The following is a 21257-nucleotide window of genomic DNA, read 5'->3' on the forward strand; positions in this document are numbered from 1 at the left end:
AAGGGTGGCACTCGGGGATATCGTGCAGATGCCGCTCCGGTTGGGTGACCGCGCGCCCCGCGGGGCATCACCCCAGTGACCGCCCAGGACCGCGAGCCGCAACCGACCGTGGATCCACCGGGCGATCACCCGTTTCCCCACCCGAAACACGCTCGCCACACCCCGGCACCACCGACCGATCACACGTCACGAGCACACATCACAGGGCACACGTCACAGGGCACACGTCACAGGGCACTAAGGGCAGCAGCCGCACCCACCCCGTGACCCACAACCAGCCTCGCAGCACACCTCGCACACCTCGCACACATCCATACACATCCCGTACACATTCCGTACAGATCCGAGGAGCCGCCTGATGTCCGACTTCGTACCCGGCCTCGAAGGAGTCGTCGCGTTCGAGACGGAGATCGCCGAACCGGACAAGGAGGGCGGCGCCCTCAGGTACCGGGGCGTCGACATCGAGGACCTGGTCGGTCACGTCTCGTTCGGCAACGTCTGGGGCCTGCTCGTCGACGGCGCCTTCAACCCCGGCCTGCCGCCCGCCGAGCCCTTCCCCATCCCCGTGCACTCCGGCGACATCCGGGTGGACGTCCAGTCGGCCCTCGCCATGCTCGCACCGGTGTGGGGCCTCAAACCCCTCCTCGACATCGACGCCGAACAGGCCCGCGAGGACCTCGCCCGCGCCGCCGTCATGGCCCTCTCCTACGTCGCCCAGTCCGCCCGCGGCCAGGGCCGCCCCATGGTCCCGCAGCGCGAGATCGACAAGGCCCAGTCCGTCGTCGAACGCTTCATGATCCGCTGGCGCGGCGAGCCCGACCCGAAGCACGTCGCGGCCGTCGACGCCTACTGGACCAGCGCCGCCGAACACGGCATGAACGCCTCCACCTTCACGGCGCGCGTCATCGCGTCCACCGGCGCGGACGTAGCCGCCGCGCTCTCCGGCGCCGTAGGAGCCATGAGCGGCCCCCTCCACGGCGGCGCCCCCTCTCGTGTCCTGCACATGATCGAGGAGATCGAACGCACGGGCGACGCCGAAGCCTACGTCAAGAAGACCCTGGACAAGGGCGAACGCCTGATGGGCTTCGGCCACCGCGTCTACCGCGCCGAGGACCCCCGAGCCCGAGTCCTCCGCCGCACGGCCCGCGACCTGGGCGCGCCGCGCTACGAGGTCGCGGAAGCCCTTGAAAAGGCGGCCCTCGAAGAACTCCACAACCGCCGCCCGGACCGAGTCCTGGCCACGAACGTCGAATTCTGGGCAGCGATCATGCTCGACTTCGCCGAGGTCCCGGCCCACATGTTCACATCGATGTTCACCTGCGCCCGCACGGCAGGCTGGTCGGCCCACATCCTCGAACAGAAGCGCACCGGCCGCCTGGTCCGCCCCTCCGCCCACTACATCGGCCCGGGCCCACGCGACCCGCGCGCCATCGAGGGCTACACGGAGATCGCCCAGTAAGGCGGCGAAAGGCCCCCAGAAACGCAGACGACCCGCGAGCCTGGTTCCTCCAAGGAGGAGCCGGCCGGACGTACCGGCGACTCGCGGGTCGGGTGACTGCTTGGGATTGGGCCGGCTGCACGCGCCGTTCACGTGCTGGTCCGGCACCGCACAGAGTGTGGTGACGGACCGCTAGCCCGCAGCCACCTCACGCGTCCGGTTCTCATACATCTGCCGAACCACCTCCCTTCTCGTGTACGCGCCACCCTAGGAAGCGGTTCGGCAACCCATCAACTGTTTTTCCGAGAACTTGAGCGACGGCCGTTACCGTTCCGGGCATGACAAAGCGGCGGGCAGTTCTCAGCGGGTCGGTGTTCGAGGAGCGGATCGGGTATGCGCGGGCCGTTGTCGACGGGGACTGGGTGCATGTGTCGGGGACGACCGGGTTCGATTACGCGAGCATGACCATCTCGGACGATGTTGTGGAGCAGGCCGAGCAGTGTCTGCGGAACATAGGCGCGGCGCTGGCCGAGGCGGGGTGTACGTTCGCCGACGTCGTGCGGGTGCGGTATCTGCTGCCCGAGCGGGAGGACTTCGAGCCGTGCTGGCCGGTGTTGCGGCGGGTGTTCGGGGAGGTACGACCGGCCGCGACGATGATGGTGTGTGGGCTGGCGGACCCGCGGATGAAGATCGAGATCGAGGTGTACGCGCGGCGCGGGCCTGTGGAGGGCGTGCGGATCGAGGTCGTCGACGGGGAGCGGATGCTGGAGCAGTGGCGGCGTGTGCACAACGCCGTGGTGCCGCCGGGTGCGCTTTCGCTCGACGAGGTGCGGGAGCGGAGCGGGCGGTATCGGCTGGAGAACGCGTACGTCGGTGACGTGCTGGTGGGGTGTTCGACCGTGCGGCCGGCCGAGCGGGACGGGGGTGCGGTGACCGTGATCGCGCGGGTGCTGCCCGAGTGGCGGGGGCGGGGGATCGGGCGCGTGCTGTACGAGAACGGGTTCGCGTACGCGCGCGTGCTGGGGGCCGGTGTGGTGGAGACGTGTGTGCTGGCGGCCAATGGGGACGGGTTGCGGTTCGCCGAGACGCGTGGGTTCGTCGAGGTTGACCGGTATGTGCTGCCCGGGGACCGGGACGAGTGGGTTGACCTGCGGCTTTCGGTCATCGAGAGTTAGTGGGCGGTTGTCGTGCGGTTGTCGTGCTGTCTCCCGCGTACAACGATTCCTGCAATATTGCGGGAACCATGTGTGGGCTGCGTCACGTTCGAGTTGAATGATTGCAAGTGAGCGAACCGACGCGCCGTTCGTGCTGACGCAGCCTGCAGGGGGTCCAGGTGAGTGCTTCCCGGCGTAGTGGGACCACGGACGAACTCGGACCGGACGAGCCCGGGCCGGACGGCCCGGAGGGCTCGGGTGGTTCCGATCTGCTTGCCGCCCTGCTGGACGGCATGGACGCGGCGTTGTGCGCCTTCGACGCCGACGGGGTGCTGACGCACTGGAACCGCGAGGCCGAGCGGATTCTCGGCTGGACGGCGGAGGAGGCGGTGGGGCGGCACGGCTTCGCCGGGTGGGCGGTGCGCAGCGCCGACGCCGAGGAGGTCGAGGGGCGGCTGATGTCCGCCATGCACGCGCCGGGCCGCCAGGTGCACGAGTTCGCGCTGTTGACGAAGGATGGCGGGCGGGTGCTCGTACGGACGCAGTCGGCGGCGGTGCGGGGGCCGGACGGCAAGCCCGCGGGGGTGTACTGCGCCTTCAGTGAGGTGCACGCGCAGATCGATCTGGAGCGGTCCATCGCGCTGAGCGAGGCGTTGTTCGAGGACGCGAGCTGGGGTGTCGTCCTCGTCGACGCCGATCTGCGGCCCGCGGTGGTGAACGCGCACGCGGCTCGCGCGCTGGGCACGGGGCGTACGTCGGTGCTGGGGCGGCCGCTCGGGGAGTTGCTGGCGCAGGGTGTGGAGGAGCTGGAGAGCGCGCTCACGCATGTGCTGGCGGAGGGTGCGCCGCCCGCGCCGGCCGAGATCTGGGTGAGCGTGCGGACGCCGGAGGGCGAGAAGCGGCGTTGCTGGCGCAGCGGTTTTCTGCGGCTGGCCTCGCCGCTGGCGGAGGAACCGGTTCCGCTCGGGGTCGGCTGGCTGTTCCAGGACGTGACCGAGGCCAAGCAGGGTGAGCAGGAGGCGGCGCTGCTGCGGTTCCGCGGCAACCAGTTGCACCGGGCCGCCCGCGCGGCCGCGGAGTGCGAGGACCCGGCGGAGGCGGCGACCGTCCACCTCGACTTCGCGCTGGCCGGTTTCGCCGACCACGCGCTGATCGACCGGGTGGCGGGCGGTGCGCTGTCCGACGCCGAGTCGGCGGGGCCGGTCCGGCTGGTACGCGTGGCGGGTACGCCGTCGGGTGCGCCGGGGCCGAGCCTGCTCGCGGGGCAGGCCGGGTTGCCGACTCGGTACGGCGAGGGGCATCCGGCGTTGCAGTGCGTGGAGCGGATCGGCACGGTGCGGGCGAGCGTCGGCAGTGTGTCGGCGGAGCAGGCGCGCGCGTGGGCGCTGGCCCGGCAGTGGCCGGCCGACGCGGTGCACGCGCTGTGCGCGGTGCTGCGCAGCCGGGGGCGGACGCTCGGTGTCGTGACGTTTCTGCGGGGGAGCGGGCGCAGCGCGTTCGAACGGTCGGACACGGTGTACGCCGAGGATGTGGCCGTACGGATCGCGGCGGCGCTGGATCTGGCGGAGCTACTGGGGGAGCGGCCGGACTGACGCCGCCCCGGCCCCGGCGTCAGCCCCCGCCCCAGCCCCCGCCCTCAGTGCCGATAGAAGATCCGGTCCCCGTACTGCTCCAGCACCCGCCGGTTCCAGTCGTGCCCGCCGTCCACGTTCCCCGAGCGCAGGAGCGGGGGCTCGATGCCGCGGTCGGCCAGGTTGACGGCTGCTGTGGCCATGACCGCCTGGAGGAGCGCGGCGGTCACGACCGTGGAGGCGGGGGCGAAGGGGGCGGGGACGGAGTCGTGGGTGAGTTCCGCGTCGCCGACCGCGATCTTCGAGTCGAGGACGATGTCGCAGTGGTCCTTCAGGTACGTCCCGGAGGCGTGGCGTGACGTCGTCTGCGTGGCGTACGCCACCGAGGTCACGCCGACGACCCGCACGCCGAGGGCGCGGGCGCTGATCGCCATCTCCACGGGGAGGGCGTTGCGGCCGGACAGCGAGATGATCACCAGGGTGTCGCCCGCGCGCAGCGGGGAGGAGTCGAGGACGGCGGCGGCGAGGCCGTCGACCCGTTCCAGGGCGGAGCCCAGCGTCGCGGGCATCACGTCGACGCCGACGACCCCGGGCACGGCGAGCAGGTTCATCAGGGCGAGCCCGCCGGCGCGGTAGACGACGTCCTGCGCGGCGAGCGAGGAGTGCCCGGCGCCGAAGGCGAACAGCCGGCCCCCGGCGGCGACGGTGTCGGCGAGGAGCGCACCGGCGGCCGCGATGGCCTCGGCCTCCTCCTCGCGGACGCGCTGCAGCAGACCGATCGCGGCATCGAGATACTGGTCGGCCGGCGTGCTGTCGCCCATCTGAGCTCCTTCGCTCCGCTTGACGCACTGTGTCGCGGATCACCGTGCGGTCTGGACCAGTGGGATGTCAATACGGACGCCGCGCGGGTGTCGACAGGGGCGTACAGGCGGCGTTCGCGCCGTGCGGCCCACTGTCACGTATCAGCATGTAACCCCCTGGTTTCGGCGGCGCGGCACGGTTGTCGGTGGTATCCGGCAGAATTGAAGCCAGGGCCAGCGCACGCGCCGGAGAGCGGTCGAGCCTCCGGCAGAGCTAATCGAGGGGCACGTATGTCCGGACTGATCGACACTACGGAGATGTATCTCCGCACCATCCTCGAGCTGGAAGAGGAAGGTGTGGTCCCCATGCGTGCCCGTATCGCCGAGCGGCTCGACCAGAGCGGGCCGACGGTGAGCCAGACGGTGGCGCGGATGGAGCGCGACGGTCTGGTGTCCGTGGCCAGCGACCGGCACCTGGAGCTCACCGACGAGGGCCGCCGCCTGGCGACCCGCGTGATGCGCAAGCACCGCCTCGCCGAGTGTCTGCTCGTCGACGTGATCGGCCTGGAGTGGGAGCAGGTGCACGCCGAGGCCTGCCGCTGGGAGCACGTGATGAGCGAGGCCGTGGAGCGCCGGGTCTTGGAGCTGCTGCGCCACCCCACCGAGTCGCCGTACGGCAACCCGATCCCGGGCCTGGAGGAGCTGGGCGAGAAGGACGGCGCCGACCCGTTCCTGGACGAGGGCATGGTCTCGCTGGCCGACCTCGACCCGGGCCTGGAGGGCAAGACGGTCGTCGTACGCCGGATCGGTGAGCCGATCCAGACGGACGCGCAGCTGATGTACACGCTGCGCCGGGCGGGTGTGCAGCCCGGTTCGGTGGTGAGCGTGACGGAGTCGGCCGGCGGGGTCCTGGTGGGCAGTGGCGGCGAGGCGGCCGAGCTGGAGTCGGACGTCGCCTCCCACGTGTTCGTCGCCAAGCGCTGAGTGTTCGTCTCGCGGGGTTCGTCGAACGCGTCGAATCCTGGACGCGGTGTGCCGAATCGCAGCGCCCGGACGTCTGACGTGCCAGGCTGTCGCGTGAGTGAAGAGGGCCTGAGGCAGAGGGCCTGAGGGGGCGGGGTGGGATGTGCCGGAGTCGAGTGGAGAGCCCCGGCGCCGTGCGGCGCCGGGGCCTGTCCCTCCCCTGTTCTGACCCGGAGCCCCGAGCTCTCAGGGTCATTCCCCTCGGACCGTTTTCCCCGAGCGGTCCGCCTCCCGCTGAAGATCTCCCCTGGGGGACCGGGATCATTCCTGGAGCGGCGTCACTCAAACGAGGGGTGTTGCCGCCAGAAAGCCCATTCTCGAATACACATTCGATAGTCTGCGGGGGCGGAGCCGGTTCCGGGGAAGCAGGACCGTAGAGCGAGAGCACGGCTAGCACAGGTACGAGGGTCCGAGCGGAGCTTGGGGGGTGCCGGCACGAATGGCGCGACGCATCGACGTGACCGGGGCGGGCGGCGTACGACTCGCGGCCTGGGAGTTCGGCGACCCACCCAAGACCGACCCCGACCCCGCCCCCGACCCGTCACCCGGCGTGCTGTTACTCCACGGCCTGATGGGCCGTGCCTCCCATTGGGCCTCCACCGCCCGCTGGCTCTCCGAACGCCACCGCGCCGTGGCGCTCGACCAGCGCGGCCACGGCCAGAGCGAGAAGCCCCCGCAGGCCGCGTACACCCGTGAGGCGTACGTCGACGACGCCGAGGCCGCCCTCGAACAGCTCGGCCTCGCCCCCGCCGTGCTGATCGGCCACGCCATGGGCGCGCTGACCGCCTGGCAGCTCGCCGCCAAACGCCCCGACCTGGTCCGCGGCCTGGTCATCTGTGACATGCGGGCCTCCGCCCTCGGCGCCGCCTCGCAGCGCGAGTGGGCCGACTGGTTCACGTCCTGGCCCGTCCCCTTCGCCACCCTGGCCGACGTACGCAAGTGGTTCGGCGAGGACGACCCCTGGGTGGAGCGGCCGAATCCGGCCCGTGGCGCGTTCTACGCCGAGGTGATGCACGAGTCGCCCGACGGCTGGCGGCCCGTCTTCGACGTCGAGCAGATGCTGAAGTCCCGCGAGACCTGGGTGTACGACGCCCACTGGGACGAGCTGGCCCAAGTCCGGTGTCCCGCCCTGGTCGTCCGCGGCCTCGACGGCGAACTCGGGCGGGCCGAGGCCCAGGAGATGGTGCGCGTGCTGCCCCGCGGTGAGTACGCGGAGGTCGCCGACGCCGGTCATCTCGTCCACTACGACCAGCCGGAGGCGTGGCGGGCGGCGATCGAGCCGTTTCTGGAGGCGGCGTTCGGCGAGTGACGGCCCTGGGGACACCTGCCCGTGCCGAGGTCACTTCCCCGTGACCGTCAGGAACCGTTCCTAAAAACTGAGCGGGAGTGAGTCCTGCTGCCAGGACTCGTGCTCAGCCGAACGCTTCCAGGTGGTGACGGGCGTTCAGCAGCCGCTTCCCGCCGCGCACCACGCGCACGACCCCGGCCTCCCGGTCCGCCCGCACCGCCTGCAGTCGGTCATCGAGCAGCTGCAGGCGGCGGGACTTGGCGTGCCACTCGTGCTTGCTGCGGTAGCCGCCCGGTGCCTTCTTGCTGCCCTTCTCACCCACCGGTAGGGACAGCCGGTGCATGATCGTCGCGATCCCGGCTTCCAGGCTCCGGATGTGCGCGAGCTGGCCGCGCCGGGCCAGCGCCCACTGGTCGTGGCTGGCCTTCGTGATCGACCCAGCCCAGCGCGAGGACGACTCCTTGGTGAGCGTGCGCTTGCGCTCGGCCCACCGCTCACTGTCGTGGTCCAGCCCGGCCGCGCACCGCGCCTTCAAGTCGCGGGAGGCGAGCGAACCGAGCAGGTCGCCGACCAGACGCAGCACCTCCTCATCCGCGGCGCTCAGGAGCTTGAGGCGGGTACGGATCACGACTCCCGCCGGGCCGGGCACCACGAACGGCGCCGCCACCTCCCGCAGCCCACCCACCCCTCCACCCCCACTCGCAGACCGAAGATCCTTCCATCACGCCCAACGACCACCGCAGCGGGGCGGGGCTGGTAGGAAGCGAAGATGATCAGTGAAGCGATTGACCCCATGGACCGCTTGCTCGCGGAGCGAGCGCCTGCGAACGGCTGATCGTCGACTTCGTCCGCCGTCTCGATCTCGGAGAACCCGGTTCGGTAGCCGATCTGTTCACCGCCAACGGGGTCTGGGAGTGGCCCCACGGGGGCCGTCGTATCGAGGGCCGGGAAGCGTTGCGCGCATACTTCGGCTCTCGGCCGACGGACCGGTTGTCGCGTCGCATGATGACAAACATCCTCGTCACCGTGGGCTCCGCAACGGCGGCGACCGCGACCTCATACCTGGCGACTTACCGTGTCGACGGTTACGTTGACGGGATGCTTCCGCCGCGGCTCCCTGCCAACGTCGGCCACTATGAGGACACGTTTTCAGAAGGTCGACGGCGAGTGGCTCCTCGCCACCCGAGCCGTGTTCCTTCCCTTTGGCGGCGTTACGGAGCGTCTGCCCACCATGCCTCGTGACGCATGAACGGACTACCGCGGGGGCGGGGTCCAACCTCTTGGTGTCCGTGTGTGGTCACCGAGGGCGGTCCGGACGGCGCGGTCCAAACGAGCCGCCGGGCAGGCCACGCTGCGGCCGCCGCCCGCGGCGCCGCCAAAGTTGGCGTCGCCCCCGGACCCCTCAGCCCTTGCTGACCGCCGTCAGGATCTCCGGCAGCCGCTGAGCCGTGCGCGGCGCCGCCAGCCGCAGCCCCAGGTAGGCGAGCGCCACCCCGTACGCCGTCCCCACCGGCAGCAGCAGCCAACTCCACGCGTTGCCGTCGGCGCTGGTGTTGATGAGGATGGTCAGGACGATGACGGGCGCGCACAGCAGGGCCGCGGCCACCATCCCGCCGAAGATCGCGATCCAGGCGAGCCCCACCTGACCGGGCGCGACGTTCTTGTAGCCCTCCTGCGGGATGGAGTACGGGAAGCGCGCCGACGTCCACGCCCCGGTCGCCAGCATCGCGCCGAGCAGCGCGAACGACAGCCCCAGCACTTCCGGCAGCCGGGGCCAGTCGCCGAGCATCGCCGTGGTCAGGACGGTGACGAGCGTGGCGTACGGCAGGGTGATCACCAGCAGGGCCAGCGCACGCGCGCGGAGTTCGACGTACGCGTCCCGGGTGGAGGAGATGGTCATGGCGACCATCCAGAACGCGGACGTGTCCTGCCCGAACTGGTTGTACATCTGGATGCCGAGCATGCCCGCGGCGAAGCACGCGAAGTAGATCGACCCGGTGCCCTGCAACGCGTTGAACACGGGCACGATCAGCCCGATGGCCAGCGAGGTCACCCAGGCCGCCTTGGTCTTCGGGTCGCGCCACACATACCGCAGGCTGCGCTCCATCGCCGTCCCGGTCCGCCCGCCCGGCAGCAGCCGCGCCATGCCGGTCGACGACCGGTCGCGTACGGTCGTGTCGGCCATGGCCTGGAGCGTCGATCCGTCCGGCGAGGTCATCAGCCGGTTCAGATGCCGCGCCCACACCGCGAGCAGCGCCGCCAGGGCCAGCGCGGTCAGCGCGAGTTGGGCGACGGCGATGCCGTACGACCCCTCGCTCGCCGCGTCCACCGCCCCCAGCGCCGAGGCGGGCGGCACCCAGCGCAGCACGTCGGCCGCCGGTTCGAGCTGGCCAAGACCGGCCGAACCGAGCCGCTGCACCCCGAAGTTGACCAGCTGCGCGCCGACGGCGATGACAAGCCCGCTCAGCACCGCCAGATCGCGTCCCTTGCGGCTGGTCAGCAGCCGGAGGTTGGCGGCGGCGACGGCCCGTGCGAGGGCCACGCACACCAGCAGGGCCAGGGCGACGGCGACGACTCCGACGACGTACGCCGCCGCCCCGTGCGCCACCGCGAAAACCGAACCGATCAGCATGCACACCGTGAACAGCGGCCCGATGCCCACCAGCGAAGCCGCGAGCAGCGCCCGCACCAGCGGCTGGGGCCGCAGCGGCAGCATCACCAGCCGGGTCGGGTCGAGCGTCTCGTCACCGCCGGGGAAGAACAGCGGCATCACCGCCCAGCCCAGCGCCAGCACGGCCACCAGCAGCACGATCACGGCGTCGGCGTGCGCGTTGCCGCGCAGCAGGATCAGGCCCAGCAGTTGCAGCGCGGCGAACAGCAGGGTGAAGACCGCGGACGCGATGTAGGCGGCGCGCCGCTTGGAGGACTGCCGCAGGCCGCCCCGCAGCAGCGACAGTTTCAGCTGTACGAGGGTGGTGGTCGTGCTCGTCATCGGATGCCGCCGCCCAGCCAGTCCAGGTCGGAACCGGCGTCGCGGTCGTGCGCGCCGACGAGTTCGAGGAAGGACTGCTGAAGGGTCGGGGCGTCGCCGCGGACGTCGGCGAGCGGGCCGTGGGCGCGGATCCGGCCGGCGGCCATCACGGCCACCCAGTCGCACAGGGACTCGACCAGCTCCATCACATGGGAGGAGAAGACGACGGTGGCGCCGGACGCGGTGTACCGCTCCAGTACGCGCCGGATGGTCTGCGCGGACACCGGGTCGACGCCTTCGAACGGTTCGTCGAGGAACAGCACCTCGGGGTTGTGCAGCAGCGCGGCCGCGAGCCCGATCTTCTTGCGCATCCCGGTCGAGTAGTCGACGACCAGCTTGTGCTGCGCACCGGCCAGATCGAGGACGTCGAGCAGCTGGGTGGCCCGCTTGTCGACCTCGGCGCCGGGCAGGCCACGCAGCCGGCCCGTGTACGCCAGCAACTCCCGTCCCGACAGCCGCTCGAACAGCCGGAGCCCCTCCGGCAGCACCCCGATCCGGGCCTTGACCTCCACCGGGTCCCGCCACACGTCGTGCCCGACCACCTCGACGGTCCCCTGATCGGGCCGCAGCAGCCCGGTCACCATCGACAGCGTGGTGGTCTTACCGGCGCCGTTGGGCCCGACCAGCCCGATGAACCGGCCTGCGGGCAGCTCCAGATCGATCCCGGCGACGGCGACCTGTTCCCCGAACCGCTTCCAGAGCCCCTGTATGCGTACGGCGGCTGTCCCCACCCGTGCTCCCTCGTTCATGTGAGAACCCTAAGGGGAGCCGTGTGCCGGGGATCAGGTCAGCGGTCGCGTCCGCAGGCGTACGCGAGGGGTGAGATCAGCTCCTCGGCGTCCGGCAGCCAGCGGTTCGCGGGGGTGGGGCGGCAGGCCCACTGGACGCGGCCGCGGGAGCCGTAACGGGTGGGTGGCGCGGCGACGTAACCGCCCTCGCCCAGCGCGACCAGGTCGAGCGACCCGAGCGACCAGCCCAGCTTGCGCACCAGGTCGGGAACCTTCACCGACGCGCCCGGCAGCACGAAGAACTGCATCCGCCGGTCCGGGGTCAGTGTCACCGGCCCCAGCGTCAGCTCCATCCGCTCCATCCGGGCCAGCGCCAGGAATCCGGCGGTCTCCGGCACGGAGATCGCGTCGAACGTACGCCCGGTCGGCAGCAGGATCGACGCGTTCGGCTGCTTCTGCCACATCCGCCGCGCGACCGTCGCGCTGCCGGTCGCCTGCGTCGCCCAGTCCGGGCGGGCCGGATGCGCCCCCGGCGCACCGCACGCGGCGTCGCCGCAGGAGCAGCGCTGCACCCCGTCGGCGGCTTCCAGCCAGGTGCCGGGGAACACGTCCCAGTGGCGTTCCTCGGCGTAGCGAACGGCGGTGTCCAGCAGCGATTCCCCACGCTGCTTCGGAATCTGTGCGGCTTCGGTGGCCGGGATCGTCTCTTCCACGCCCCACTCAACTCCCAGCCCAACCTGGGGTTACGGCCGGACCGCGCGACGGGGGAGGAGCATCGATTCGGCATGTGGGGCGCATGGGTGCATGTGTGGGGGCGCGCAGGAGGATCGGCGGCGGCAGCTGGGTAGCCAGGTGTGGGGTCGGCAACCGCCTTTACCCCGGCAAGCCTCGCAAGCCTCGCATTTTCGGTATGTCCGCGGGGCATTGATCTTCACGGCCGGAATTTCCCGCTCCCGCAGGGGGCCGGGGGTCCCGGTCGTGGAAGACACAACAACTCGGTGCGTGGGCAGGCACCGCAGCCTCAGGTAGGCGAACGGCCGGAAAACAGGGGGTACGCCATGGCCGCAAGGCCTCTCGTCGCGCGGCAGCCGAACGAACGGCTGCAGGCGCTCATCCAGGAAGCGGGTTGCTCGAACGCCGGGCTGGCCCGCCGGGTCAACATGTGCGGCGCCGAGCACGGTCTCGACCTGCGTTACGACAAGACGTCCGTGGCCCGCTGGCTGCGCGGACAGCAGCCGCGCGGACGCGCGCCGGCGATCATCGCCGAGGCGCTCGGCCGCAAACTCGGCCGTGCGGTCACGATCGACGAGATCGGCATGGCCAACGGCAAGAACCTCGCCTCGGGGGTCGGCCTCCAGTTCTCGCCGACGGTACTGGGAGCCATCGAGCAGGTCTGCGAGCTGTGGCGCAGCGACGTGGGGCGCCGGGACTTCCTGTCCGGTTCGTCCGTCGCGGCCTCCGCGCTGGTCGAGCCGAGCCGCGACTGGCTGATCTCCGCGCCCGACGCGCAGGTGGCGCGCTCGGCGGGCCCGCGCGTGGGCCAGTCCGACGTGGCGGCCGTGGGGGCGATGACCCAGGCGCTGGTCGACCTGGACCACCAGTACGGCAGCGGGCATGTGCGCCCGGTCGTCGTGCACTACCTCAACAGCGTCGTCTCGGGGCTGCTGGCCGGGTCGTACCGGGAGGCCGTCGGGCGGGAACTGTTCGCGTCCGTGGCGCGGTTGACCGAACTCGCCGGGTACATGGCCATCGACACCGGTCAGCCGGGCCTCGCCCAGCGCTACTACATCCAGGCGCTGCGGCTCGCACAGGCCGCCGGGGACCGTGGTTACGGCGGCTATGTGCTCGCCGCGTCCATGAGCCACCTGGCCGCGCAGCTCGGAAACCCGCGGGAGATCGCACAGTTGGCGCGGGCGGCGCAGGAGGGAGCGCGGGGGCGCGTGACCCCGCGTGCAGAAGCCATGTTCCATGCGGCCGAGGCACGCGGGCACGCCCTGATGGGCGACGCGCGCGCCGCCCAGGCGGCGTCCGGGCGCGCGGTGACCGCCATGGAACACGCGGACGACTCCTCCGGCGACGACCCGGCGTGGATCGCGCACTTCGACGAGGCCTACCTCGCCGACGAACTGGCCCACTGCCACCGCGACCTCGGCCAGGCCGAGGCGGCGGCGCGCTGCGCGCAGGAGTCCCTGGACGGCCACCCCGAGTCCCGCGCGCGCAGGCGTGCGATCGGCTATGTGCTGCTCGCCACGGCACAGGTGCAGCAGCGCGAGATCGAACAGGCCTGTCACACGGGACTGAAGGCGGTGGAGCTCCTCGGGACCCTCCGCTCCAACCGGGGCGCCGAGTATCTGGAGGACCTCCAGCAGCGGCTGGAGCCGTTCCAGGAGGAGTCCGTGGTAAGGGAGTTCGGCGCGCGGCTGGACCTCCAGGCGGCCGCGTGAAATGTGCCCCGCGGGTGCGTGAACGTGCGGGAAACGAGGGCTCGGGGAGCAGGAGGTGACATAAGCAGCGTGCTGCGGGCCGGTTTTGTTACGGCGGTCACAGGGCAGGAGGTCAGGTCCTGTGCTGCGTGGCAACGGGCTCGGGGGACCCGGTAGCGTGAGCCGACGATTCCGATGGTCCCCCATTCGTAGGAGTCCCGGTGACGCAGAGTGGACAGGGCGAGGAGCCCTCGGCGCGGCCCGCGCGCGAAGGCATCGTGCTGCCCTCCGACGGTGGCGAGCCGCTGCTGCCGGGCATGACGGGCGGACCTGCCGACCGGCCCGCCGGCCCGCAGCACGGTGCCCGTCCCGACGGCCCCGCCCCGGCCTCGGCCCCGCCCGGCGGCCAGGCCTGGGGCCAGCCGTGGGGCCCCGGCCGGCCCCAGGCCCCGGCCCCGCAGCCGGGCCAGGACTGGCAGACACCGCCCGCCGAGCCGTGGGGCCCACAGCAGCAGGCTCCCTGGGGCGGGCAGGACCAGACGGCAGCGCAGCCGGGGCCGCAGCCGGGGCCGCTCCCGCCGGAGGGGGCACCGGGGCAGGCGTACGGCGATGGTACGCAAGGGCCCTACGGGGCTTACGGAGCCTATGGGACACCGGGTCAGGACGCTCCCGCGTCCCTGCCCGCGCCGGGGGCATCGGCGTCGTTGCCGCCTGCCGGGCACGGGGCGCCCGGGCTGCCGCTGCCGTCGGCCGACGACGGGGCGACCCAGTACATACCGCCGGTCGCGGCCGCGTCCGGCGACGAGGGGGCCACGCAGTACATTCCGCCGGTCGGGGGCGCTCCGTACCACGCCCCGGACGGCGCGACCCAGTACATCCCGCCCGTCGCGGGTGGGCCCGGTGACGGCGGTGCTACTCAGTACCTGCCGCCCGTGTCCGCCTCCGGCGACGACGGGGCCACGCAGTACATCCCGCCGGTCGGGCCCGGAGCCCTGCCGCCCGAGATGCCGTCCGGGGGGTCCGCGGACCGGCACGTCGAGACGACCACCTACCTCGGACGGGCCCAGGAGGGCGGCGCGCCGGCCGGACCGCCGCCCGCCGCCCCGGGAGCGGATGCCGAGGCCACGCAGTACATCCCGCCCGTGCCCGGGCAGGGGGCGTACGGGGACCGGCAGCCGCCCGCCGAGTTCGACAACCTCTTCCGCAGTGGGCCCGGCGGCGCCGACGGCGGCCCGGCCGGGGCCACCCAGCACATGCCCCGCTACCAAGGGCCGCAGGACGCCGGACACGCCGTCGCGCAGCGACCCGGCCCGGCTCAGGGGCGGCGGGCCTCCCGGGACGGCGGGGGCCGCCGCAGCGGCTCGAAGGTGCCGCTCATCGCGGCGTGCGGGATCGCCATCGCCGTCGTCGGCATAGGCGCCGGCGCGCTGCTCGCCGAGGGCGGCGGTGGGCAGGACGACCCCAAGACCGTCTCCGCCACGGCCCCCGCGACCTCCGGGACTGCCGAGCCCTCCGCCTCGCCGTCCGCCGACCCGGCCGAGCAGCAGGCCATCGCCCTGGACAAGCTGCTCGCCGACAGCGGCGCCAGCCGCGCCACGGTGATCAACGCCGTCGACGACGTGAAGTCCTGCGACAAGCTCGCCCAGGCCGCCAAGGATCTGCGCGGTGCGGCCCAGCAGCGCAACGACCTGATCACCCAGCTGTCCGGGCTCAGCGTCGACAAGCTGCCCGAGCACGCCGCGCTGACCGCCGCGCTCAACAAGGCCTGGAAGGCCTCCGCGGCCGCCGACAACCACTACGCCGCCTGGGCCGACCAGGTCGCCGGGCAGAAGGGCAAGCTCTGCAAGAAGGGGCAGGCCCGCGCCACCGGCCAGACCGCCGCCGGGAACCGGGAGAGCGGCGTCGCCACCACGCAGAAGGCCGAGGCCGCCAAGCTGTGGAACGCGATCGCCCGGACGTACGGACTGACCGAGCGCCGGCCGACCCAGCTGTGAGGCGGCCGGTCAGCCCTGCTGCTCGGTCCCCTGGAGGGTCTTCGTCACATCGAGGGCGCCCCGGCGTGCCGCCACCAGCTGGCCGTCCCGCACCACCTGGACGGTCACGTCGGTGTTGACCAGCCGCGGGAAGCCGACGGAGGCCAGGACGTCCTGGAACTGCCAGCGCAGGGTCGGGGTGAGCCCGCCGGTGGTGACCTTGAAACCGTCGTCCAGGGTGCGCCGTACCGTGTCGGAGGACACCTCGTCGTCGCCGAGCGCCTTCACGACGGCCTCCAGGACGGTGTACGCGATCCAGGTGGTCTGCACGCCCGCGTCGGCGGGGTCGATACGGTTGTCGGTGAAGGCCTGTTCGCGGATGACCTTCTTCATCGGGTCCCAGCGCTTGTCGGTCTCCACCGGGTACCAGCCGGTGATGTACGCACCCTCGTACGGGCTCGACGCGCCGCCGGTGAAGTCGATGACCGTCTGGTCGACGCTGCCGAGCACGGTGCCCAGGCGCACCTCGGGGTAGTCCTTGCGGGCGCGCCGGAAGGAGTCCATGAAGGTGTTGGTGCGGTCGCCGAGCGCCGGCACCACACAGCCCGTCTCCGCCGGGTCCGTGGTGGCCCGGGTCAGGGCCTGCTCGGACTGCGTGGAGAACTCGGTGGCGTCCTCCGCCGCGCGCACATCGGCGACGTCCCGGTGACCGCCCGTCTCAAGGCCCGAATTGAGCAGGTTGGGAAGTTCGTCACCGGCGATGGTGTCCGGCCGGACCAGCGCGACCGGGCCGCAGTCGCTCGCGAGCTGCCTGCCGAGGCCGGCCAGCAGTGCGGGCTGGCCGCCGTTGACGGGGTAGGACAGCGGGCTGGTGAACTCGGCGTTCGTGATGCCGTAGCCCCCTATGTACGGGATGCCCGCGCCCTCCAGGATCGGGAAGAACGAGTCGGCGAACTGGCTGTAGGAGCCGACGACCGCGACGACCTTCTCCTTGACCGCACGCCGGGCGCACTTCGCGGCGTGCACGCCGTCGTTGCGGTCGTTGCAGATGATGACCTTGAGCTCGCGGCCGTTGATGCCGCCGTCCTCGTTGACCTGGCGGGCGTAGGCGAGGGCCAGGGCCGGCATACCGGGCTTGTTCGTGGCGTTGGTGTCCTGCGGGGCCCAGGTCATGACGGTGATCGGGTCGTCCCCGGCGCCCCCCGTGAAGCCGGGGACGGTTCCGCATCCGACGGCGAGCGACGCGCACGCCACCAGGGCGGCCGCTGTGCGCAGGGCCCTGACAGGCCTGCTGAGGGCGGGGAGGAATGTGCTGCGGGTGCGTCGCCTGCCGGTCATGTATCCGCACGATTCCGCCACATCGCTAACCCACGAGTGACCCTCGGTCAACGATGGGTGACGTCCAGGTGAATTGCGGGGTCCGGTGAACGGCGCGTGGCGAGGAACGTACGATCGATGACCGTGCAAGGTGTGCAAGGTGTACAAGGTTCGGCGAACTCTTCCCGTCGCGGGCATCGCTCATCCACGATGGGTGGCATGCCACTGAACGACATGCCGTGGTGGCGCTGGCGCAGCAATGTGCGCTCCGCGCTGCACATGCTCTCCGATCCGGTGTTCCAGCGGGACGTCTGGCTGGCGGGCGTCGAGGGGTACGGGGACGTCACCGACGCCGTGTACCGGTTGGTCGAGGACACCTGGCTGGATCACTGGTCCGCCGAGAAGTACGTCGGGACGATATTCCGGGATTCGCAGGAGGCGGCGCTGGTGGATACCGCCGTGCTGCGGGTGCTGCGGATCATGCACCAGGTGGGGCCGGATGCGCCGGTGTCGTCGTACGTCGAGCATCCGGCGTGGCCGGAGGCGGTGCGGGCGGCTCGGGACGCGCATGTGCGGATGGCTGTGAGCGACGGGGAGGATCCGGATGCGGTGCCTCGGACGCTTGAGGTGCTGCGGATCATGACGCGGTCGGCTTGAGCTTGTTTCTGACGCGGTCGGCTTGAGGTTTTTGAGGTCGGCTTTTTTCGGGGTGCTGTGGTCCGTGTGGGACCCTGTGCTGCATGAACGAGCAGTCCACCAGCGGAGCCGCGGCCGTGCCGGCCGATCAGTACGTCCTCACTCTGTCGTGCCCGGACAAGAAGGGCATTGTGCACGCCGTGTCGAGCTATCTGTTCATGACCGGGTGCAACATCGAGGACAGTCAGCAGTTCGGTGACCATGACACGGGGCTGTTCTTCATGCGGGTCCACTTCTCGGCGGATCCGCCGGTGACGGTGGAGAAGCTGCGGGCCAGCTTTGCGGCGATCGGTGACTCGTTCCAGATGGACTGGCAGATCAACCGGGCCGACGAGAAGATGCGCATTCTGCTGATGGTCAGCAAGTTCGGGCACTGTCTGAACGATCTGCTGTTCCGGGCGCGGATCGGGGCGCTGCCGGTGGAGATCGCAGGTGTGGTGTCGAACCACACGGACTTCGCTGAGCTGGTGGGTTCTTATGGGATTCCGTTCCACCACATTCCTGTGACGAAGGACACGAAGCCGCAGGCTGAGGCGCGGCTGCTGGAGATCGTGCGGGAGGAGGGGGTGGAGCTGGTGGTGCTGGCTCGGTACATGCAGGTGCTGTCGGACGATCTGTGCAAGCAGCTGAGCGGGCGGATCATCAATATCCACCATTCGTTCCTGCCGAGCTTCAAGGGGGCGAAGCCGTATCACCAGGCGCATGCTCGGGGTGTGAAGCTGATCGGGGCTACAGCGCACTACGTCACGGCGGATCTGGACGAGGGGCCGATCATCGAGCAGGAGGTCGAGCGGGTGGGGCACGGTGTCACCCCGGATCAGCTGGTCGGGGTCGGGCGGGATGTGGAGTGCCAGGCGTTGGCTCGGGCCGTGAAGTGGCACGCTGAGCGGCGGATTCTGTTGAACGGGCGGCGGACTGTCGTGTTCGCGTAGGTGGTGGGTGCGGCGCCTTGCCTGCGGCGGCCTGTGGCTGTGGGTGCGTGGTTGCTGTAGCGCCTCCGGTGCGGGGTGCGTCGGGGCCGCGCCGGGGGGTGTCCGTCCTCGGAACGGCGCGACTCGGTCTCTTACCAACTCGCCCGTGTTGACGCGCCAACCGCTGCGGGTGGACACCCCCCGACACGGCCCCTTCCCGCCGTGCGCGAGTGCGGCGCCGTGGGCCCTCCCGTTATCCGCCCTAGCTGCGGGCAGGACCTGCCTACATGCGGCTCAAGGACGCCGCTGCGAACAGGACGTCTCTGATGGCCTCGCGGTCGCCCAGTTGGCCTGTTGCCGCTTCGTCGGGGGAGACGTGGCCCGCGGCCAGGCGGCAGAATTCGGCGCCGTCCAGGGCTACGTGGGCCACCTCGTGGTCGGTGGAGCCGATCGCTGCGGGGGAGTCCAGAGGGATGAGCCATTCGCCGCCGCCCGAGCCCTCGATTTCCAGGCGGAGGGTGCGGCCGGGTTTGCCGACGGGGACCAGGTGGTGGGGGGTGTGGGCGGGGGACGCCAGGCCCGCGCGCCGGCGTTCCGCGAGGGTGGTGGGGAGTACGCGGGCCGCCAGGTCGATCATGCGGTTGAGGTGGCGGGGCGACGGGGGGTCGTAGGGGTAGTCCACCGCGTTCGCGATGTCCTCCGCGTGCACCCAGCACTCGAACGCCCGGTCGATCATCGCGTCGTGCAGGGGCAGCTCGCAGTCGCCGTACGGCACGCCCAGCCCGCCCGCGCTGCCGCCGGTGAAGGACACCGTGCGTACGACGCCGTGGCTCTGTTCGCGCCAGGGGGCCCGGACGGTGCGGGTCGGTGGGAAGTGGGAGGCCCGCCAGTACGCCTCCGTGCGGCCCGTGGGGGTCGGCGGGTCGGCGTCGGTGTCGCCGAGGGGGTCGTCCAGGCCGAGGGCGAGGGCGATCAGGCCGTCGACCGCCATGAGGTGGGCGATGACGCCGGCGACGGTCGTGCGGCGGCTGGTCGGCTTCGTGCCGTCGAACCAGCGCAGCCGTACCGGCGCGTGCCACTCGGCGTCGCCGAAGTCCTGCAGGAGGGCGTCGAGACGGGCGGTCTCGGCGTCGTAGGGCATGGCCCACTCGGGGACCGGGATGCGCGGTGGGCGTCGGTCGAGGCAGGACTCCAGGACGCGGGCGCGCAGGCCGGGGTCGAGGTCGAGACTGTCGGGGCGTTGCAGCAGGCCGACCGCCTCGCGGAGCCGGAGGGCCTCGTCGGCGCAGCTTCCGCACGTGCCCAGGTGGTCCTCCACCGCCGTCGTTTCCTCGGGGGAGCAGGCTGCCAGCGCCCAGGCGCCCAGGAGGGACTTCAGTACATGGTGGCCAAGGGGTGCCGGGTGGAGGGTGGGCAGGGGCAGGCCCGTGTCCTCGACCGAGGTCCTCGGTGTGGGTATGCGGGGCTGGGTGTGGTCCTGCTCGTGCTCCTCGTGGTGGTCCGGGTCGGTCACACCGCACCTCCGTGTCCGGGCGGTGTGCCGGCGTCGTGGGCCGTGGCGAGGAGTTGCAGGCCCAGGCGGAGGCGGCGGCGTGCCTCGTCCTCGGTGATGCCGAGGTCGGTGGCGGTCTGGCGGTAGTCGCGGCGCTGGAAGTAGGCACCCTCCAGGGCGGCGCGCAGCGGGGCCGGCATGGACTGGACGATGTAGTCGGCGCGGGCGGCGACCGAGGCGTGGCGGACCTTGCGTTCCAGTTCCTGGGCGGAGCCGTGGCCGGTTTCGGTGAGGGCGGCGGTCTCGGTGGCGCGCAGGCGTTGGACGGCCAGGTGGTTGGTGAGGGTGGCGATCCAGGAGCGCAGGGGGCCCTGCTTGGGGTCGTAGGCGTCGGGGTGTTCCCAGAGGTGGACGAAGACGTCGCGGGTGATGCCGTCGGCGGCCCGCTCGTCGCCGAGCACGCGGTGGGCCAGGCCGTGGACGAGGGAGGCGAAACGGTCGTAGAGCTCGCCCAGGGCGGCCGCCTCACCGCGCGCGAGTCGCTGCTGCATCTTGCGGTCCCAGCGGGGCGGCGCGTCCTTCTTCGCCATGCGGCCCCCTCCCCATGCCTCGTCCCGGTGTCCGGCCTGTGTGCATCGCCACCTCGAATGTAGTCGGCACGTCTGACAACGCACGCCCCTTTGTGGCAAGGCGCGCCCCTCGACGAGCCGTGGGTGATAGTGCGCTTTCGGGCCGCGCCTACCCAGCGTGGACGAGACCAGGCCTGATCGAATCGGATCGAATGCGACTGAATCAAGCCTTTTATGTTCGGCTTTCGTTTTCGGCGGGGTGTTTCAGGGAACGGCCGCTGGGCAGCCGCGCCGCAAGGAAGCGAAGGAGCTGATTCCGTTTCCGGGTGGTTCCGGCCGTTTTCTATATGTTCCGGCGGCGAAGGGCATGGTGGTGGCGTTCAAAGTGACCGGCGGTGAGCAGGGCGACTGGGCCGTGCTCCAGGTGTCGGGCGAGCTGGATCTGGTGACGTCGCCGGTGCTGCGTCAGCGGGTGCACGACGCGGTGGCCGAGGGCCGCCACAGTCTCGTCCTCGACCTCTCCGAGGTCTGGTTCTGCGACTCCAGCGGCGTGGGCGTGCTGATCGCGGCGCGCAGGCTGCTGCGCTCCTGTCAGGGGCGGCTGCGGCTGATACTCCCGGCGCAGGGCGCGGCCGACGGCTCGCACGTCAACCGCGTGCTCGGCGCGCTGGGCGTTCGGCGGCTGTTCGACGTGCACGCCGATCTGCCGTCCGCGACCTCGGACGACGCCAGTCCCCTGTCGGCGTGAACCGACTGCCACACCGTTGTCCCAAAATTCCCCCGGTCTTGGCACAACCGTCGTTTTCCCCCTCGTGAACCGCCTCCCACGTCGTACGCTCCCTC

Annotated in this window: 17 protein-coding genes and 2 pseudogenes; 11 read left to right on the top strand and 8 right to left on the bottom strand. The window is 71.4% G+C overall.

Annotated elements, in window-relative coordinates; translation table 11 throughout:
- Window positions 1–358 precede the first annotated feature (358 nt).
- The 3 genes from HJD23_RS23475 (at window position 359) to HJD23_RS23485 (ending at window position 4184) form a co-directional block, all read left to right on the top strand.
- The gene (locus HJD23_RS23475; protein WP_171114713.1) at window positions 359–1459 is read left to right on the top strand and encodes a citrate synthase 2; all 1101 of its coding nucleotides are present in this window, start codon (window positions 359–361) and stop codon (window positions 1457–1459) included.
- Between the two features lie 317 nt (window positions 1460–1776).
- The gene (locus tag HJD23_RS23480; RefSeq protein ID WP_171114711.1) at window positions 1777–2613 is read left to right on the top strand and encodes a GNAT family N-acetyltransferase; all 837 of its coding nucleotides are present in this window, start codon (window positions 1777–1779) and stop codon (window positions 2611–2613) included.
- A 158-nt stretch (window positions 2614–2771) separates the two neighbouring features.
- Window positions 2772–4184: a PAS domain-containing protein gene (locus tag HJD23_RS23485; RefSeq protein ID WP_171114709.1), complete on the top strand. Its 1413-nt coding sequence runs from the start codon at window positions 2772–2774 to the stop codon at window positions 4182–4184.
- 44 nt (window positions 4185–4228) lie between these two features.
- Here the strand turns inward: HJD23_RS23485 and HJD23_RS23490 are convergent, their stop codons facing one another.
- Window positions 4229–4984 (bottom strand): SIS domain-containing protein, encoded by a 756-nt coding sequence (locus tag HJD23_RS23490; RefSeq protein WP_171114707.1) that lies wholly within the window; start codon window positions 4982–4984, stop codon window positions 4229–4231.
- Between the two features lie 270 nt (window positions 4985–5254).
- Here HJD23_RS23490 and HJD23_RS23495 point away from each other — a divergent pair, with 270 nt between their 5' ends.
- Window positions 5255–5947, top strand: coding sequence for a metal-dependent transcriptional regulator (locus tag HJD23_RS23495; protein ID WP_020130217.1), 693 nt, complete (start codon window positions 5255–5257; stop codon window positions 5945–5947).
- 478 nt (window positions 5948–6425) lie between these two features.
- Window positions 6426–7295: an alpha/beta hydrolase gene (locus tag HJD23_RS23500; RefSeq protein WP_171114705.1), complete on the top strand. Its 870-nt coding sequence runs from the start codon at window positions 6426–6428 to the stop codon at window positions 7293–7295.
- 115 nt (window positions 7296–7410) lie between these two features.
- Here HJD23_RS23500 and HJD23_RS23505 read toward each other — a convergent pair.
- A pseudogene (locus HJD23_RS23505) lies at window positions 7411–7959 on the bottom strand (IS200/IS605 family accessory protein TnpB-related protein); the annotation flags it as partial.
- Window positions 7960–8043: 84 nt separating this feature from the next.
- On the opposite strand from HJD23_RS23505, the pseudogene HJD23_RS23510 reads away from it, so the two are divergent.
- Window positions 8044–8523, top strand: a pseudogene (locus HJD23_RS23510) (nuclear transport factor 2 family protein).
- Window positions 8524–8676: 153 nt separating this feature from the next.
- On the opposite strand, the gene HJD23_RS23515 reads toward HJD23_RS23510, so the two are convergent.
- From HJD23_RS23515 to HJD23_RS23525, 3 genes are read right to left on the bottom strand one after another with little or no spacing between them, the layout of a single operon-like run.
- Window positions 8677–10266, bottom strand: coding sequence for a transporter (locus HJD23_RS23515; protein ID WP_171114703.1), 1590 nt, complete (start codon window positions 10264–10266; stop codon window positions 8677–8679).
- Window positions 10263–11054 carry an ABC transporter ATP-binding protein gene (locus HJD23_RS23520; protein ID WP_171114701.1) on the bottom strand — a complete coding sequence of 264 codons (792 nt, stop codon included), beginning with the start codon at window positions 11052–11054 and terminating at the stop codon, window positions 10263–10265. Before HJD23_RS23520 ends, HJD23_RS23515 begins: the two co-directional genes overlap by 4 nt.
- 38 nt (window positions 11055–11092) lie before the next feature.
- Entirely contained in the window at window positions 11093–11746 is a 654-nt protein-coding gene (locus HJD23_RS23525) for a bifunctional DNA primase/polymerase (RefSeq protein WP_171114699.1), read from the bottom strand.
- A gap of 345 nt (window positions 11747–12091) precedes the next feature.
- On the opposite strand from HJD23_RS23525, the gene HJD23_RS23530 reads away from it, so the two are divergent.
- Window positions 12092–13477 carry a transcriptional regulator gene (locus HJD23_RS23530; RefSeq protein ID WP_171114697.1) on the top strand — a complete coding sequence of 462 codons (1386 nt, stop codon included), beginning with the start codon at window positions 12092–12094 and terminating at the stop codon, window positions 13475–13477.
- Window positions 13478–13677: 200 nt separating this feature from the next.
- Window positions 13678–15450 (top strand): hypothetical protein, encoded by a 1773-nt coding sequence (locus tag HJD23_RS23535; protein ID WP_171114695.1) that lies wholly within the window; start codon window positions 13678–13680, stop codon window positions 15448–15450.
- Between the two features lie 9 nt (window positions 15451–15459).
- Here HJD23_RS23535 and HJD23_RS23540 read toward each other — a convergent pair whose 3' ends face one another.
- Window positions 15460–16767, bottom strand: a complete 1308-nt coding sequence (locus HJD23_RS23540; protein WP_171114693.1) for an ABC transporter substrate-binding protein — start codon at window positions 16765–16767, stop codon at window positions 15460–15462.
- Window positions 16768–16884: 117 nt separating this feature from the next.
- Between HJD23_RS23540 and HJD23_RS23545 the strand changes: the two genes are divergently transcribed.
- The gene (locus HJD23_RS23545; protein WP_141313372.1) at window positions 16885–17403 is read left to right on the top strand and encodes a hypothetical protein; all 519 of its coding nucleotides are present in this window, start codon (window positions 16885–16887) and stop codon (window positions 17401–17403) included.
- 83 nt (window positions 17404–17486) lie between these two features.
- Window positions 17487–18374, top strand: a complete 888-nt coding sequence (purU, locus tag HJD23_RS23550; protein WP_171114691.1) for a formyltetrahydrofolate deformylase — start codon at window positions 17487–17489, stop codon at window positions 18372–18374.
- Between the two features lie 262 nt (window positions 18375–18636).
- Here the strand turns inward: purU and HJD23_RS23555 are convergent, their stop codons facing one another.
- A complete protein-coding gene (locus HJD23_RS23555; RefSeq protein ID WP_171114689.1) occupies window positions 18637–19866 on the bottom strand; it encodes a zf-HC2 domain-containing protein in 1230 nt (409 codons plus the stop codon).
- Entirely contained in the window at window positions 19863–20435 is a 573-nt protein-coding gene (locus HJD23_RS23560; RefSeq protein WP_171114687.1) for a sigma-70 family RNA polymerase sigma factor, read from the bottom strand. The genes HJD23_RS23555 and HJD23_RS23560 overlap by 4 nt, the downstream gene beginning before the upstream one ends.
- A gap of 346 nt (window positions 20436–20781) precedes the next feature.
- On the opposite strand from HJD23_RS23560, the gene HJD23_RS23565 reads away from it, so the two are divergent.
- A complete protein-coding gene (locus HJD23_RS23565; protein WP_171118857.1) occupies window positions 20782–21162 on the top strand; it encodes an STAS domain-containing protein in 381 nt (126 codons plus the stop codon).
- Window positions 21163–21257: the final 95 nt, after the last annotated feature.

This window comes from Streptomyces sp. Z423-1, from assembly GCF_013009255.1.
GTDB lineage: Bacteria > Actinomycetota > Actinomycetes > Streptomycetales > Streptomycetaceae > Streptomyces > Streptomyces gossypiisoli.